This window comes from Chryseobacterium sp. MYb264, from assembly GCF_035974275.1.
In the GTDB taxonomy this organism is placed as follows: domain Bacteria; phylum Bacteroidota; class Bacteroidia; order Flavobacteriales; family Weeksellaceae; genus Chryseobacterium.
In genome coordinates this window covers 2882171-2896878 of record NZ_CP142422.1, presented here as the reverse complement: position 1 = coordinate 2896878, position 14708 = coordinate 2882171, and the positions used below count along the sequence as shown (strand labels likewise).

General features: G+C 36.4%; 12 protein-coding genes. 8 read left to right on the top strand and 4 right to left on the bottom strand.

Annotation, left to right across the window (positions count from 1 at the left end):
- Positions 1-11 precede the first annotated feature (11 nt).
- The 4 genes from hutI to VUJ46_RS12425 all read left to right on the top strand — a co-directional run bounded on the left by hutI (position 12) and on the right by VUJ46_RS12425 (position 4670).
- Complete coding sequence (gene hutI / locus VUJ46_RS12440; protein WP_326981086.1) at positions 12-1250, top strand: imidazolonepropionase; 1239 nt, start codon at positions 12-14, stop codon at positions 1248-1250.
- Positions 1240-2310, top strand: coding sequence for a DUF695 domain-containing protein (locus tag VUJ46_RS12435; RefSeq protein WP_326981085.1), 1071 nt, complete (start codon positions 1240-1242; stop codon positions 2308-2310). The genes hutI and VUJ46_RS12435 overlap by 11 nt, the downstream gene beginning before the upstream one ends.
- Before the next feature lie 11 nt (positions 2311-2321).
- Positions 2322-3236, top strand: coding sequence for a formimidoylglutamase (gene hutG / locus VUJ46_RS12430; RefSeq protein ID WP_326981084.1), 915 nt, complete (start codon positions 2322-2324; stop codon positions 3234-3236).
- Between the two features lie 141 nt (positions 3237-3377).
- Positions 3378-4670 (top strand): aldehyde dehydrogenase family protein, encoded by a 1293-nt coding sequence (locus VUJ46_RS12425; RefSeq protein WP_326981082.1) that lies wholly within the window; start codon positions 3378-3380, stop codon positions 4668-4670.
- A gap of 369 nt (positions 4671-5039) precedes the next feature.
- On the opposite strand, the gene VUJ46_RS12420 is transcribed toward VUJ46_RS12425, so the two are convergent.
- Complete coding sequence (locus tag VUJ46_RS12420; RefSeq protein WP_326981081.1) at positions 5040-6014, bottom strand: hypothetical protein; 975 nt, start codon at positions 6012-6014, stop codon at positions 5040-5042.
- 198 nt (positions 6015-6212) lie between these two features.
- On the opposite strand from VUJ46_RS12420, the gene VUJ46_RS12415 reads away from it, so the two are divergent.
- The 4 genes from VUJ46_RS12415 to VUJ46_RS12400 all read left to right on the top strand — a co-directional run bounded on the left by VUJ46_RS12415 (position 6213) and on the right by VUJ46_RS12400 (position 11733).
- Entirely contained in the window at positions 6213-6563 is a 351-nt protein-coding gene (locus VUJ46_RS12415) for a hypothetical protein (RefSeq protein ID WP_326981080.1), read from the top strand.
- A gap of 327 nt (positions 6564-6890) precedes the next feature.
- Positions 6891-10295, top strand: coding sequence for an RHS repeat domain-containing protein (locus VUJ46_RS12410; RefSeq protein WP_326981079.1), 3405 nt, complete (start codon positions 6891-6893; stop codon positions 10293-10295).
- The gene (locus VUJ46_RS12405; RefSeq protein ID WP_326981078.1) at positions 10295-10921 is read left to right on the top strand and encodes a hypothetical protein; all 627 of its coding nucleotides are present in this window, start codon (positions 10295-10297) and stop codon (positions 10919-10921) included. The genes VUJ46_RS12410 and VUJ46_RS12405 overlap by 1 nt, the downstream gene beginning before the upstream one ends.
- Before the next feature lie 326 nt (positions 10922-11247).
- Positions 11248-11733 (top strand): hypothetical protein, encoded by a 486-nt coding sequence (locus VUJ46_RS12400; RefSeq protein ID WP_326981077.1) that lies wholly within the window; start codon positions 11248-11250, stop codon positions 11731-11733.
- A 317-nt stretch (positions 11734-12050) separates the two neighbouring features.
- On the opposite strand, the gene pyk is transcribed toward VUJ46_RS12400, so the two are convergent.
- The 3 genes from pyk to rnc are packed head-to-tail and all read right to left on the bottom strand — an operon-like array spanning position 12051 to position 14704.
- Positions 12051-13496: a pyruvate kinase gene (gene pyk, locus VUJ46_RS12395; RefSeq protein ID WP_326981076.1), complete on the bottom strand. Its 1446-nt coding sequence runs from the start codon at positions 13494-13496 to the stop codon at positions 12051-12053.
- The gene (locus tag VUJ46_RS12390; protein ID WP_326981075.1) at positions 13489-13962 is read right to left on the bottom strand and encodes an IPExxxVDY family protein; all 474 of its coding nucleotides are present in this window, start codon (positions 13960-13962) and stop codon (positions 13489-13491) included. Before VUJ46_RS12390 ends, pyk begins: the two co-directional genes overlap by 8 nt.
- Positions 13940-14704 (bottom strand): ribonuclease III, encoded by a 765-nt coding sequence (rnc, locus tag VUJ46_RS12385; RefSeq protein WP_326981074.1) that lies wholly within the window; start codon positions 14702-14704, stop codon positions 13940-13942. The genes VUJ46_RS12390 and rnc overlap by 23 nt, the downstream gene beginning before the upstream one ends.
- Positions 14705-14708: the final 4 nt, after the last annotated feature.

Here is a 14708-nt window from a genome sequence, read left to right as displayed (position 1 = left end):
AAACTAAATAAATGAAACTGATAGGACCTTTCAAACAAGTCGTAACCCTTGCCAATCTTCCGTTAAGAGGAAAACTTTCTGATGAACAACTCGAAGTGATTGTTGATGGCGGAATTTTAATCAATCAGGATAAAATTCAGCAAATCGGAAATTTTGAAATATTAAAATCTGAAAATCAGCATGTAGAGATTGACGCGATTGAAGGTGAGCAAATCGCTCTTCCGGCTTTCGTTGATTCTCATACCCATATTTGCTTTGGCGGAAACCGGGCGAATGATTTTGCGATGCGTAATGCGGGAAAAACGTATCTTGAAATTGCTGAAAGCGGAGGCGGAATCTGGAGTTCTGTCCAGCATACCAGGGAAGCTTCGGGTGAAGAATTATTGAAAACTCTAGTAGAAAGAATTGATTTTTTAATGTCTCTGGGAATTGCGACAATTGAAGTTAAGAGTGGTTATGGTCTAGATGCCGAGAATGAACTGAAAATGCTTCGGATTATCAAGAGAGCTCAGGAGCAGACAAAAGCGACTTTGGTTCCGACCTGCCTTTCTGCCCATTTAAAGCCGAGAGATTTTGATGGAAGCAATGAAGAATATCTGAATTATATTTTAACCGATATTTTACCGAAAGTAAAAGAAGAAAATCTCGCGAAACGTGTGGATATCTTTATTGAAAAATCAGCATTTCAACCTGTGGAGAGTAAAGACTTTTTAGTTAAAGCTAAAGAACTGGGGTTTGAAATTACCGTTCATGCAGATCAGTTTACACCGGGAAGCTCAAGAATTGCTGTGGAAGTAGGCGCCAGATCCGCTGACCACTTGGAAGCCACGATAGATGAGGATATTGATTTTTTAGCCGCATCAGATACCGTGGCTACAGCATTGCCCGGTGCAAGTTTAGGATTGGGGGAGAAATTCACTCCGGCCAGAAAATTATTGGACGCGGGCGCCATTGTAGCTATTGCAAGCGACTGGAATCCTGGGTCTGCGCCTATGGGAAATCTTATTACTCAGGCTTCCATTTTAGCCACATTTGAAAAGTTAACGACTGCAGAAGTGCTGGCAGCAATGACCTTCCGTGCTGCTTTTGCTCTTAGTTTAGAAGATAGGGGAAGATTGGTACAGGGACAAAATGCAGATTTTGTTACCTTTAAAACACCTAATTTTCAAAATATTCTTTATAATCAGGGAAGTCTGAAGGCAGAGAATGTTTATATTGGTGGAAATAAAATACAAGAACATGGGGAGTGAAGAAAAGCATATTAAGACCTATCAGGATTTTTGGGACTGGTTTTTAGCCAACGAAAGAAAATTTCATGATGTTATCCGGTCAGGAACAGAGATTGAAGAGAATTTTTTCGATTGTATTGCTCCTAAGCTTCATCAGATTAATACCGGTTACTATTTCCTCGCGGGGATGGCCGATGATCTTACAGCAGAGCTTATTATAACTGTTGAAGGTGAAGTGAAAAATATTATTTTTGCTGAGGAAATTATTAAAGAAGCACCACAGATAAAAGGCTGGAAATTTACTGCTTTAAAACCCGAACTGGGAATTGAGAATGTAAATATAGAGTTGGAAGGTCTGAAATTTACCGGAGATACGATCTTTTTTTATTCTAATGATTTTGAAGAGTACCCAGATGAGATTGATATTACCCTGGTGTATGAAAATTTTAAAGAAGAAATTAAAGATCCCGTAACCACAGGAATATGTATATTTTTGGATCATTTTTTAGGTGAGCTCAACTTTGCAACACAGATTGATACCTTTAATATCATAGGAAAAGAGAATGCCAAAAAAGATCTTATTCCCATTACAAAACTAAAAGATTTCCTTAAATGGAGGGAAAGGGAATTTACGGAAAAATATAAAAATGAAAAAATATCTTCAGGTGATGAAGAGTTTTCGATTCTGGAGGCTGAACTTATGAATGGGCTGCCTCTTATAGCAGCTATTAATACTTCATTATTAAAATACGATTCAAAGGCTTCTTATCCTTGGGTTTCGGTTTTGAAAATTCATTATGAGGGAGATGATAATAGCGGACTTCCGGAAATAGAAGATTATAAAAAGCTGAGTGAGATTGAAGACCGTATCGTAGCAGAACTGAAAAGAGAAGATGGGCATCTTTATATCGGCAGAGAAAGTGCAGATAACATTCGGGAAAGTTATTTTGTAAGCAAAGATTTTAGACAGCCCTCTAAAGTTTTGCATCGGGTGATACAGGATAATTCCTCATATAAGATTTCATTAGATATTTATAAAGATAAATACTGGCAGAGTTTTGAACGTTATACTGTAAATTAAAATTGAAATTCATGATTTGGCAGGGAAGATTAGACGGAGAAGAACTTCTTCTCCACAGAATATTTCAGAGAGTAAAAGAGGAAAGTAATTACGATTTTATTTCAACGGGAGACTTCGTTTTACACGGGTTTGCCGTTGATGAGGGCGTGAGGAGAAACCAAGGTCGGCAGGGAGCGAAAGATGCTCCCGATCTGATTCGCAAAAATATGGCTAATTTTCCGGTGATCCGTCCTAATTTTTCTTTGCTGGATTTCGGAAATGTTACCTGTGAGGATGGGCATCTGGAGAATACCCAGAATCAGCTTGCCAAAAATGTTTCAAAAGTTTTATTAAAAGGCGGAAAATCTATGGTATTGGGTGGCGGGCATGAGGTAACCTATGCTCATTATCTGGGGATGAAAACAGCTTTTCCGGAGCAGAAAATAGGAATTATAAATATTGATGCCCACTTCGATAACAGGCAACCCGAAAATGGAGTAGGAGCAAGTTCAGGAACCGGTTTTTGGCAGATTGCCCAGGAGGGTGAAATTCATTCACTTCATATCGGTATTCAGAGAAATTCAAATACCCTGAAATTATTTGATACTGCTCATCATTACGGAATGAAGTATATTCTCTCAGACGAACTATTTTTTGAGAACCTTTTGTCGATCTATCAGCGAATTGATGAGTTGTTGGAAAATGTTGATTATACCTATTTAACGATTTGTATGGATGTTTTTAATGCTTCCATTGCGCCCGGAGTTTCTGCTTCGGCATATAATGGTATCTTTGCAGATGCAACATTTATGCATTTTTACAGACATATTTTAAAAAGTGAAAAACTTCTGGCGCTCGATGTTGCAGAAGTAAATCCCCGCTATGACATCCAGGACAGAACGGCAAGACTGGCGGCCTGTCTTATGAATGAGTGGCTAATGATTTAAATGACAAAACGGTATTTTTCCGATAGAGAAAATCACTATTTTATTTAACCCTAAGGAACAAAATTTGTTGCTTTGACGATGCTTTTTAAACAAAGGCATTAAATAAATTCATTCAATTGAATTTAAAACAGAAATTACATTATGGAACAATCAATTGAAAATAAACTTATCAAGGCAGATAAGGCATTTTCAGAATGGAGAAAAGTACCATTCGAAGAACGTCAAAAACGTATTGCTAAAGCAGCAGGAATTTTAAAATCAAATGCTGAAAAATATGGGACGATCATTACTCAGGAAATGAACAAACCCATTTCAGAATCGATTGCTGAGGTGGAGAAATGTGCTTTAATGATGAATTATTATGCGGATGCTGAGAATATTTTAAAACCAGAAAAAATTGACTCCGAGTTTACTTATTCTGAAGTTCATTATGTTCCCAAAGGTGTCATTCTGGGGGTAATGCCTTGGAATTTCCCATTCTGGCAAGTCCTGAGATTTGCTGTTCCTGCCATTTTAGCCGGAAATACTATTGTTTTAAAGCATGCTTCTATCTGTTTCGGAAGCGGAAATGCTATTGAAAAGGTTTTATTGGAGGCTGGTTTTCCTGAAGGTATTTTCCAGAATCTTGAAGTAGGACATCAGGCGGTAAAAGAAATTCTTGAGCATGATGCGGTAAAAGGTGTAAGTCTTACCGGAAGCGGAAAAGCCGGTGGAGAAGTAGCTTCGATAGCTGGTTTGAATATCAAGAAATCATTGCTTGAGTTAGGCGGAAGTGACGCCTTTATTATTTTTGATGATGCTAATTTAGATGAAGCGGCAAAGGCGGGTGCTAAATCCAGACTTCAAAATTGTGGTCAAACCTGTACGGCGGCCAAAAGATTTATCATCGACCGTAAGGTTGAAGGTGAGTTTTTACCGAAATTGATAGAGGAATTTAAAAAATATGAGATTGGCGATCCTTTTAACAAGGAAACGAAAATTGCCGGGATGGCTAGAGCTGATCTGGCAGATGATCTGGAAAAACAATTCAACAAAGCATTAGAAAATGGTGCAGAAATTATTATTCCGTTGGAAAGAGTTTCTGATAATGAATTTAAACCGGGATTAATTCGCGTGCAGGATGGAAATCCTATTTTGCAGGAAGAACTTTTCGGACCACTGGGAATGGTGATGATCGCTAACAGTGATGAGGAAGCATTGACAATGGCGAATGATATTCCTTTTGGGCTTTCAAATTCTGTTTGGACGGCAAATAAAGACCGTCAGCAATTCTTTATCGAAAATCTTGAATCCGGAACGGTAAATATCAATAGAATGACGAGTTCAGATCCGCGTTTTCCTTTCGGGGGAAGCAAGGCATCAGGTTATGGAACAGAGCTTTCTTTATTGGCTTTAAAAGAGTTTGTGACGGCTAAGACGATTGTTGGGAATTAAAATATCAGTCAATAACAAGATAAGAACTCGCGATATTTCGCGAGTTTTTCTTTTTTTAATTGAAGTCAGTGAAAGCAGCGTAATGCCGTTTTGGGAGTTCCTCAATATATGATTGCTTCCTACTTAGGACTTACCCCTGAAGTTATCAGCAGAATAATAAAGAATATGACTTTCTGATCTTGCTTTCTTTGCTTTAAGGAAATACGGACCCTATAAAAATTTTTGCCCTTTATTGAATTAAGTCAATCACCTTTCTGTAGGAGAGCGGGTAATTTGTCCTATATAAAAAAAATGATGACAGCGGCTGCATATTTGATCGGGAAGTCAGTTTGAGAGGAGGGAAGAGGGAAGTCTTCCCTTTTTCATTTTTTAATCTAATTTTTTAGTCAGTTTCCTGAGAGCCTCCACACTTTTATACATGGCATTGAAGAATACCTTTTTGGCTTTTTGATTACCGGAAAGCAGTTCCGAATTTTTGATCTGTAAATTCATGCTTTTTTCAAAGGGATGACATATACTTTCGTCAATGGTATAATAGTAACTTAAAATTGTATAAGGTACAAACAGCATTTTATGATCTAAAAATTTGATAAATACCATATTATTCATGATCAATAGATCATTTTGATAAAGTTGAAGCTTAAAATTCGAAGTGTTTTTAATTTTTTTTGTTGTTTTTTCATGGATAAAATCCAGCATGAGGATGATTTCATCACAAATCTTTAAAACACTTTCCGTGTTCAGCATTTCCAGTTGAAGAAAGTAGGCGATTTGTCCCAAAAGGGTATGCAGGGTTGCCGTACTCCATATTTCTGTAGCATTTATATCACGATAAGACCTGAAAAGTGATCTGGCTTTTTGTTTGATTTTTTCAGGAATTGCAAATTTCTCAAAACTTATTTTTTGCAAAAAGTAGTCTGTATCCATAAGATTCATCCAGGTATAGATTTTGAATTTTCTTATAGTCTCAAATTTCATCAAATAGAAGAGAGGGATATCTTTTGCGGCATAGATGAATTCAGCATTGGGGTCTTCTTTTAATTTTTTCAGATTTTCAATAGTAGAATCAAAATAGTCTTCCAGATCTTCTGTAGTATAGATGTCCTGAACTTTATGGATGATCTTGTTATCAGGATAGGTGTGTGTAAGGCTATCCAAAGAAATTCCATAATGGGTCGCCAATGAGATTCCTTCATTAAGCGTGATATGGATTTTTCCACTTATTCTCCGGTACGAAGAATCCCCGGATAATGCCAGCTGGTCAGTCATGGTGCTAACGAGATTTTTTTTCCCTCCTGACTTATGTAGCAGCAAATCAAAAAAAAGGCTTTGATGATTTTTCATAATCTATGGTGTGTTTTTTTACTAATTTATTTAAAAAGATTTGATTGTGACAAAATTTAGACGAATTATCTGTTAAATAATTTATTTTCAGACCAATTGTCCTTTGAAATATGATCTGTTTCATTCAATTTTGTCTAGATATTATGCTTCGAAAAGGATATCAAAATAATAAGGTTCAACCATTAAAAAACAAATAGTATGAAAAAAATTAGTACAATCTCTGCTCTACTCGTAGCCGCTTTCTCATGGGCACAGTCCTGGAATATCAATGGAAATTCGGGAATTAATTCATCAACACATTTTTTAGGGACTACAGATGCTAAGGATTTGATATTGAAATCTAACAATAGTGAAAGAGTAAATATTAATTCCGCGGGGAAGGTAAGTATCAAGCAGTATTCTGATGTAGGTATTTCTCTGGAAACATTTGGTCGTTTACAATTGAATACCAGTACAACATCTGACGGACTACAGATTACTAATAATAAGCAAATGGCAGCAGGCAGGCTCGGATGTCGTCTGGATAACTGCTGCCTACCAACCTCATGATACCGGTTTACTTACCATCTCGTCCCCACCTGCTGTAAATGACTGGTCAAAGCCTGTCTTATCGGTACGATCATTGAAAAAGATTTTTTAAAAAATATTACTTTAACAAAATCAGTAACCTATGATAATTACTATTTACCTGCCTCCACAGAGCTTCGTGTAAATAATAATTTTTCAACGATAAAGACCGTTTTTGAATATATTCATAATCCGGCAGGAACAGGTGCTAACTACTATATTGGACGTCCAAAATCCAAAACTACGGTAAATCAAGCCTATGGAGATACAAAATCTACAAAAGAAGAATATATTTATGAAAACAATCTCTTGAAAACATTAAAAACATGGAACAGGGACAATACCGCCTATTTACAGGAAACTTACAGTTATGATGGTTTTGGTAATATCAGACAGAAAGTAATCAGCAACAGCATTGATTCTCAAACGCAGACCAATACCTCTACCTATGAGTCTACCGGTAGGTTTGTTGAAAAAAATACGGATAATTTAGGATTGGTAACCAGTTATACTTATAATAGCCGGGGGCAAATCCTAACGCAGATTGATCCGTTGGAAAATATGCTTACCAACACTTTTGATGCATGGGGTAAGCTCTTGAGATCCAAAACCAATCTGGAAGGAACAACCACCTATCAGTACGAAAGAGATAATAATTCCAACATCATCGTTACTCAATATGATGCGGATGGGGATATTTCAAAGAAATTCACTAATAAACTAGGTCAGGAATATAAATCATCAACTAAGTCTTTAGGTGAAGGGAAGTATGTTTCTAAGGATATCCAATATGATGCTTTAGGAAGAAAACTCAAAGAATCTGAACCTTATTTTGAAGGACAAATTGCCTCTCAGTGGAATACGATTGCCTATGATGACTCTGTATATCCAGCTAAAGGAACTGCTACTTCGTTTAATGGTAAGCAAATGGAAACTTCTGTTTCCGGGTTGATCACCACTGTGAAAGAGCTTAATGGTTATGGAAGAACAACCTCGAAAACCACGGATGCCCTGAATAATTTGATTTCAAGTACCGATAAAGGCGGAACAGTCATGTTCTCATATAATGCAGCCGGAGAACAAATTAAAGCCGAATATGCCGGAAATACAATTATAACCAGGTATGATTCCTGGGGCAGAAAATCTGAATTCAATGATCCTTCTAACGGATTATACAAATATGAATATGATCCTTTCGGACAAGCAAAGAAAATTATCAGCCCGAAAGGAATCAAAGAATATACCTATAATACATTAGGTCAACTGACCTCTCATACGGAAATTTCAACTTCAGACGGAGGGCAGGCGACTCATAAAAAAATTTCATACTCTTATGATCATAAAGGGAGAGTGACTGCAAAAGGCGGAACCTCGAACGGAAAGGCTTACAGTTCAAATGTGGTATCTGATCTTCAAGGGAGATTAATATCTTCGTCTGAAAGCAGTAACGGTAAGTATTTCATAAGAAAAGGTATTACGTATGATGACAAAGGAAGAGTAATTTCTTACGAAAAGCAACTCTATTCGTCTGGTACGCTAACCAAGGTGACGGTAGAAAATCTATACAGTACCTGGAATGGTGAACTGTACCAGGTGAAAGACAAAATAACGGGCAAAAGCCTATGGCAACTGCAGGAAACAAATGCAAAGGGACAGGTTTTAAAAGCAAAACTGGGAGCCGCAAACATCAATAATACCTATAATACTAATGGATTCTTAACAAATGTCAATCATTCATCGGCAGTAAAACCAGGTATTCTTCAAATTTCATACTCATTTGATGGTTTAAAGAATGAACTGAAAAGCAGAACAACCGGAGGAGATTTTAATATCACAGAATCATTTGACTATGATGACAATAACCGATTGATCAACTGGACCAATCCTGTAACGGGAATAAAACCATCTACGAATCGAAATGTCTATGACCACAGAGGTAGAATTCTGGAAAATGATCAGGTGGGAACCATAAAATATGAAAACGCTGCCAGGCTCTACCAGCCAACCGGAATGACTTTAAATGTAGCCGGAACACAGAATTATAATAGTGATCTCATCCAGAGTATTGTGTACAACGAAAACAACGATCCGGTATTTATTGATGGTGAAAAAGGAGATGTTGCGTTCCAATACGGATTGACGGGTATGCGACAAAGAGTTACCCATGGCGGTAATTTTAGTACAGACGGAGAAGGTACATTCACCAAAATATACAGTGAAGACGGAAGCTATGAAGTGGTAAAAGATAATACAACCGGAAAAGAAAAACATATTCTTTATATCGGAGGGACACCTTATAAATCAAATATTGTATATTTCAAAGACTTTGCAGAGAGCAGCGGTTCTTACCAATTTTTACATAAAGATTACATCGGTAGTATTTTGGCCATCAGTAATGAAGCAGGAAATAAAGTAGAGCAAAGGCATTTTGACGCATGGGGAAATTTCACTCACCTTCAAATTGGAAATGGAGCTGCTGTTACCGATAAAGCGACCATTCTGAGCCTGTCGAAGACTCTTATTGTCGATAGGGGATATACCGGCCATGAGCATTTCATGGAAGTAGGAATCATCCACATGAATGGTCGTTTGTATGATCCTCTGTTAAGAAGGTTTTTAAATGCTGATGAAAACATTCAGGATCCTACCAATACCCAGAATTACAATAAATATGGGTATGTCATGAACAATCCGCTGATGTTTAATGATCCGAGTGGTGAATATTTTGTCGCCGGATTTTTCTTAGCTTATATTGCTCCTGTACTCTGGGGAGCCATTTTAGGTACAGCAGTTGCCGGAGGATTATATATCATAAAATCCCTGATCAGTGGAAACTGGTCCTGGAATGGTTTTGCAAGAAGCCTGCTCATGGGAGCAATCACAGGAGGAGCTACCGCTGGACTGCTCGGAGGAATGTCTGCCAGTGGATTTAATGGAGCGGTCATCGTCGGAAGTATGAATGGAGGTATTGCAGGGGGGATTGATGCGTTGTTTAATGGGCAGAATTTCTTTACGGGGATGTATAGAGGGGCGGTGTTTGGTGCTGCCACAGCAGGAATTGTGAATGGCATTAGCTGGGTAGTAAACAGATTAAGTAACTCTTACCAATACAGTATTAATGAAATGCTGGTAAGTGATGATAATACACTACAAGGAGGTACAAAAGCAGATTTCTCTATTGATACAGTAAAGAAGATAGATAATACGAGATATAGAGGGCAGTTTGTAAGAGGAGCCTATCGTATTGTAGATGAAACGAGTGATCTTAGCCAACATTTACGAAATGAAGGTTATATTTATAATAGTAATATTAGTAGGGTAGTTAATGGCAGTGGAGAACAAGTATGGGGTGTTACAGAAATGGTAACTAATAAAGGAAAATTAGTTTGGCAGCGAATCTATTTACCTAAAGGAACTTTTGTAAGTCTTGAGCAGTTAGATTTAACGATGGGTCATGAAATTTTTCATACTATTTTAAACAATGCTGGACTTTTTGACGAATATACGATCACTGCAGTTAATACAAAAGCAAGAGCACATGAATATTTTACTTCAAGATGGGAAGAGCAGTATATAAAATTTAGAGGTTGGGATAATCTTAAATTAAGTATGCAACCATTTAATACCGAAGCATTTTATTCTAAATCTTTAGAAAAGCTAATGAATAAAATTATTCCTATTTATAATAATTATTTAAAAAGTACATTAAAATAATGAGTAAGATTTTTTTTATAATAAGTATCATATTTGTTTTTTCTTGCAAACAGGAGCAAAGTAATTCTTTTGAACTAAAGTATATAAAAAATAGCAACGAAGTATATCTTGATTTTGAAAATAAATTAAACTATGATATCATTTTTTTAGCTCCTAATACACTTCATTTTAGTGATGTTAAAAAGAAAAGACCAACCTCAATACCAGATGGAGATGGTTTTCCTCCAATCATTATTTATGGAATAATTGAGCCTAGACATACTTCAAAATTTTATCAGCAAAAACTTGACAGTATACATAATTCTTATTTGACAGAAATTGGCAATGCTAATTTTATTAATGCTCAAAAGGCAGGTGATGGAAATTCTGTATATTATCTAAAACCTTATGAGTCTACAAGAGTAAAATATAAACTGAAAATTAAACAATCACCACCGTATTATGAGTATGCTTCAAAATACAAACAAAACTATTATCCTTATGAGAAAGTATTAAAGGGAAATTATCCGGAAGGAGAATATCTGAGAAGATTTTCAAAACTCAATTTTGGTAGAGCAAAATTTGTATTGCAACCCATCATAGAAGATAGCCTATTCATAAACATTTCAGAGAAAGATACCGAGTAGACTTTTTTTAATAATAAAATTCATATTCAACAATTATTTAAAAAGTATCTTCAAATGAGAATCTACCTTTTTTACATTTACCGTAATAAACCCCGTAGAGCATTAAAGATGAATAGCGTGGGGTGAACTGAACCCCGATGTTATACATGATGCAAGAACCCTGGAAGGGTTAAGTTAATCGAAAAGTAATTTCAAAGATGAAATGGGATAAGATTTCTTATGATATGCAAGAATAAAAAACACAGAACTCTCGAATAGTAATGTGAATTCGATAGAATACGAAGTACATCCTACTAAAATAAAAAACCTTTTAAAATTAAAACATAATGAAAAAAATTATTGTCGTGAGCTTTATCTTGCTGTCTCAGATAGCATTCTCACAGGTAAGTGTAACCAGAAAAGGAAAACTTCTAAAAGACGGCCAAGAATACCGTATGACTGAATATGAAAAGGTATTTCAGAATACAGAAGCGAAGCACTACTTTCAAAAGTACAGAACCAACAGTACGGTTTCTATGATCTTCGGAGGTATAGGAGGAGGTTGTATGGGGTTTGGGTTGGCAAGAGCATTAAGCGGAGGAGATAAAACGGTTACTGACCAGTATGGGAAACAGCATAAAACAGAGACCAAAGGTTGGGGGCTGGTAGGTATTGGTGCTGGCTTAGTAGCCATAGCAATTCCTTTTGCATTATCTTCGAAGAAAAATTTTGACAAAGCGCTCAATGCCGAAAATGAGACTTCTACAGCATTTTACCCTTATTTTAAGCTGGAAGGCAGTGGAAACGGAATGGCATTAAGCTATAATTTCTAATCTGACTGATGTTTTAGAAGAATATTTTTTACGTTTTATACAACAACAAAATCAACGATATCATCTGTGAAAACCTGTACGATCTGTGGGAAATAAAATATTCCTGCATTTGTAGCGTTAAGCACTCCACAATTTTATCTTTGATAAAATCCTTGCGCTCTTGTGCACCACCTACAAAAAACAGCATCATCTATGAAAATCTGTGAGACATAAAATATTCGTGCATTCGTGGCAAAAAAAGCGAAACACCTATACCTAAAAAACTCCCGAAGCTTCGGGAGTTTTTGATATGTTGAGGTTGAATTTTAATGATCAAATTAAACCGTAGTCAATCTCAAGGTATTTGTTTTTCCACCTTCGTAAGACGGAGTAGCATTGATGTTGATGACAAAGTCTCCGGACTCGATAAATCCGTAGTTGTGTGTTAACATATTAACCTGGATAATTGTTTCGTCAGTAGATTTGTTCATATCATAATAGTATGCGTGAACACCCCAAAGAAGGTTCAACATGTTGATCACTCTTTTGTTACCGCTGTAAACAATGATGTGAGAATCTGGTCTGTGAGCTGACAACTGGAATGCAGTATAACCAGAACTCGTTAAAGTAACGATAGCAGAAACATTAGTTGTTTTAGCGATTCTTACCGCAGCAAGACATACTCTGTTGGTGATGAATCTCTCATCAATACAGTCGAAGTCTTTTTCAATTGGTTCGTTTTTGTGTTGGTAAAAATGGGTCATCTCGATGTTTTTCACAATTTTAGCCATGTTTTCTACCACCTGAACTGGGTATCTACCTACAGAAGTTTCTCCTGAAAGCATTACCGCATCAGCACCATCCAATACAGAGTTGGCAACGTCATTCACTTCCGCTCTTGTAGGCGTTAAGCTGTTGATCATTGTTTCCATCATCTGAGTAGCGATAATTACCGGTTTAGAATAATATCTCGCCTTCTCTACCAATGTTTTTTGGATAGCAGGAACTTCTTCCATCGGAACTTCCACACCTAGATCACCACGAGCAACCATTAATCCATCACATTCCATTAGGATCTCGTCGATATTTTTTACCCCTTCCGGCTTTTCAATTTTCGCGATAATCGGAGTTTTGAATTTTCCGTTTGGATGAGCATTGATCAACTCTTTTAAATCGATAATATCCTGAGCATGACGAACGAAAGAAAGTGCGATCCAATCAACCTCCATGTCTAGCATGAAATTGGCATCCTGAATATCTTTTTCTGTTAAAGCAGGAAGAGAAACGTTTGTATTAGGAAGGTTTACCCCTTTTTTAGAACTTAATGGTCCCCCTTGAATTGTCTTTGCTTTTACAGTATCTATACTATTGGTCTCGATAACTTCCAACATTAATTTTCCGTCGTCGATAAGAATTCTTTCACCAGCTTTTACATCTTGAGGAAACTGTTGATAAGTCATATACACTTTTGTAGAATCCCCTTCTATTTTTTCATTGGTAAAAGTAAGGATGTCACCCGGATTCAGGTAAGAACCTTCTTTTACAACCCCCACTCTTAGTTTCGGCCCTTGTAGGTCTCCCAAAATACCCACTGAATAACCATATTCCTTATTAAGTTCTCTGATTATTTCAATATTTGATCGAACTAAGTCGTAATCTGCATGTGAAAAATTGATTCTGAAAATGTCAACACCTGCTTTCATTAGCCCTAACATTACTTCCTTCGACGATGACGCCGGTCCAAGTGTCGCGATAATTTTTGTCTTCTTTAAATACTTATTCATAATACTGGATAATTTGATAAAGTTCCTCTTCAGAACCTAATGTATAATCTTGAATTGGAAACACAAGATTTTCAGGGAGCAAAATTACGGAAAAATCAGGAAACTGTTCCGAACTATGCAAAATATATTGCACATCTACCTGATTATTTAATAAAAATTTAATGTTATCTTCTCCTGAGAATAGCTCAGTCTGTAGTTTTTTTTGCTTACTTTCCGTAGATTTATTTGAAATGAAAGTAAAACAGGTCTTTGTAAACTTGTGGTAGGCCTCGAATCTTGAAAAATAGTAGTCATAAAACACCCCATGAAAAACAATGTCTTGTTTTCTGAAAAATTTGAGGTCGTTGTTTTGATTTATTTTATAGAAAAACTCATGATCGGGTATATGTTTTGCTAATCTTACCAATCCTATGGCAATATCTTCAAATTCTATATCATCCAGGTCATAAAGTTTTTGAATTTCCAAGTATGTTTTCTTTTTTGTTTAAAATATAAAATGCCCTCTGTGCTGCCTTTTCCTCTGCCTTTTTCTTGGAAGTCTCGGTGGCGTTGGCAATTTTTTCAGCTCCCAGCCATACATGGCATCTGAATGTTATTGCTTTGTTCACCTGGATTTCCTCACAAGTTTCATACTTTATATTCAGCTTTTTTTTCTGGCTCCATTCGAGGAGAAGCCCTTTATAGCTGACAATTTTGTTTTCAAGCTTATTAATCTCAGTTGGCGTAAGCAATCGTTCCAAAATGATCTTTTTGCAGGTATCATAGTGGAAGTCTAAATACACGGCGCCAATGAGTGCCTCAAATAAATTTCCGGAGATGTTTTCACCCAGTGCTGCAGAAGCCTGTTTTTGTAACAGATCTGTCAACTTGAGATCTTCTCCTAATTTATTAAGATTTTTCCTATTAACAATCTTAGATTTCATCTGCGTCAGATATCCTTCATTAGCCTGAGGATAAGTCTGGAACAAATGACAAGAGATAATTGTACCCAAAACAGAATCTCCTAAAAATTCAAGCCTTTCGTAATTACTGTTATCCTGATTTTTAGAAGAATTTTTTAAAGAAAAAGCTTCGCGGTAAAGAGCAACATTCTGCACCTCAGTTCCCAGCATTTTATTTAATGCCATACTCAGGTTGTAGTCTCTCTCTGTAAGCTGTCTTTTTCTTTTTTTGAGAAGGAATTTAGAAAAGTATTTCTGTAACTCCATTCAG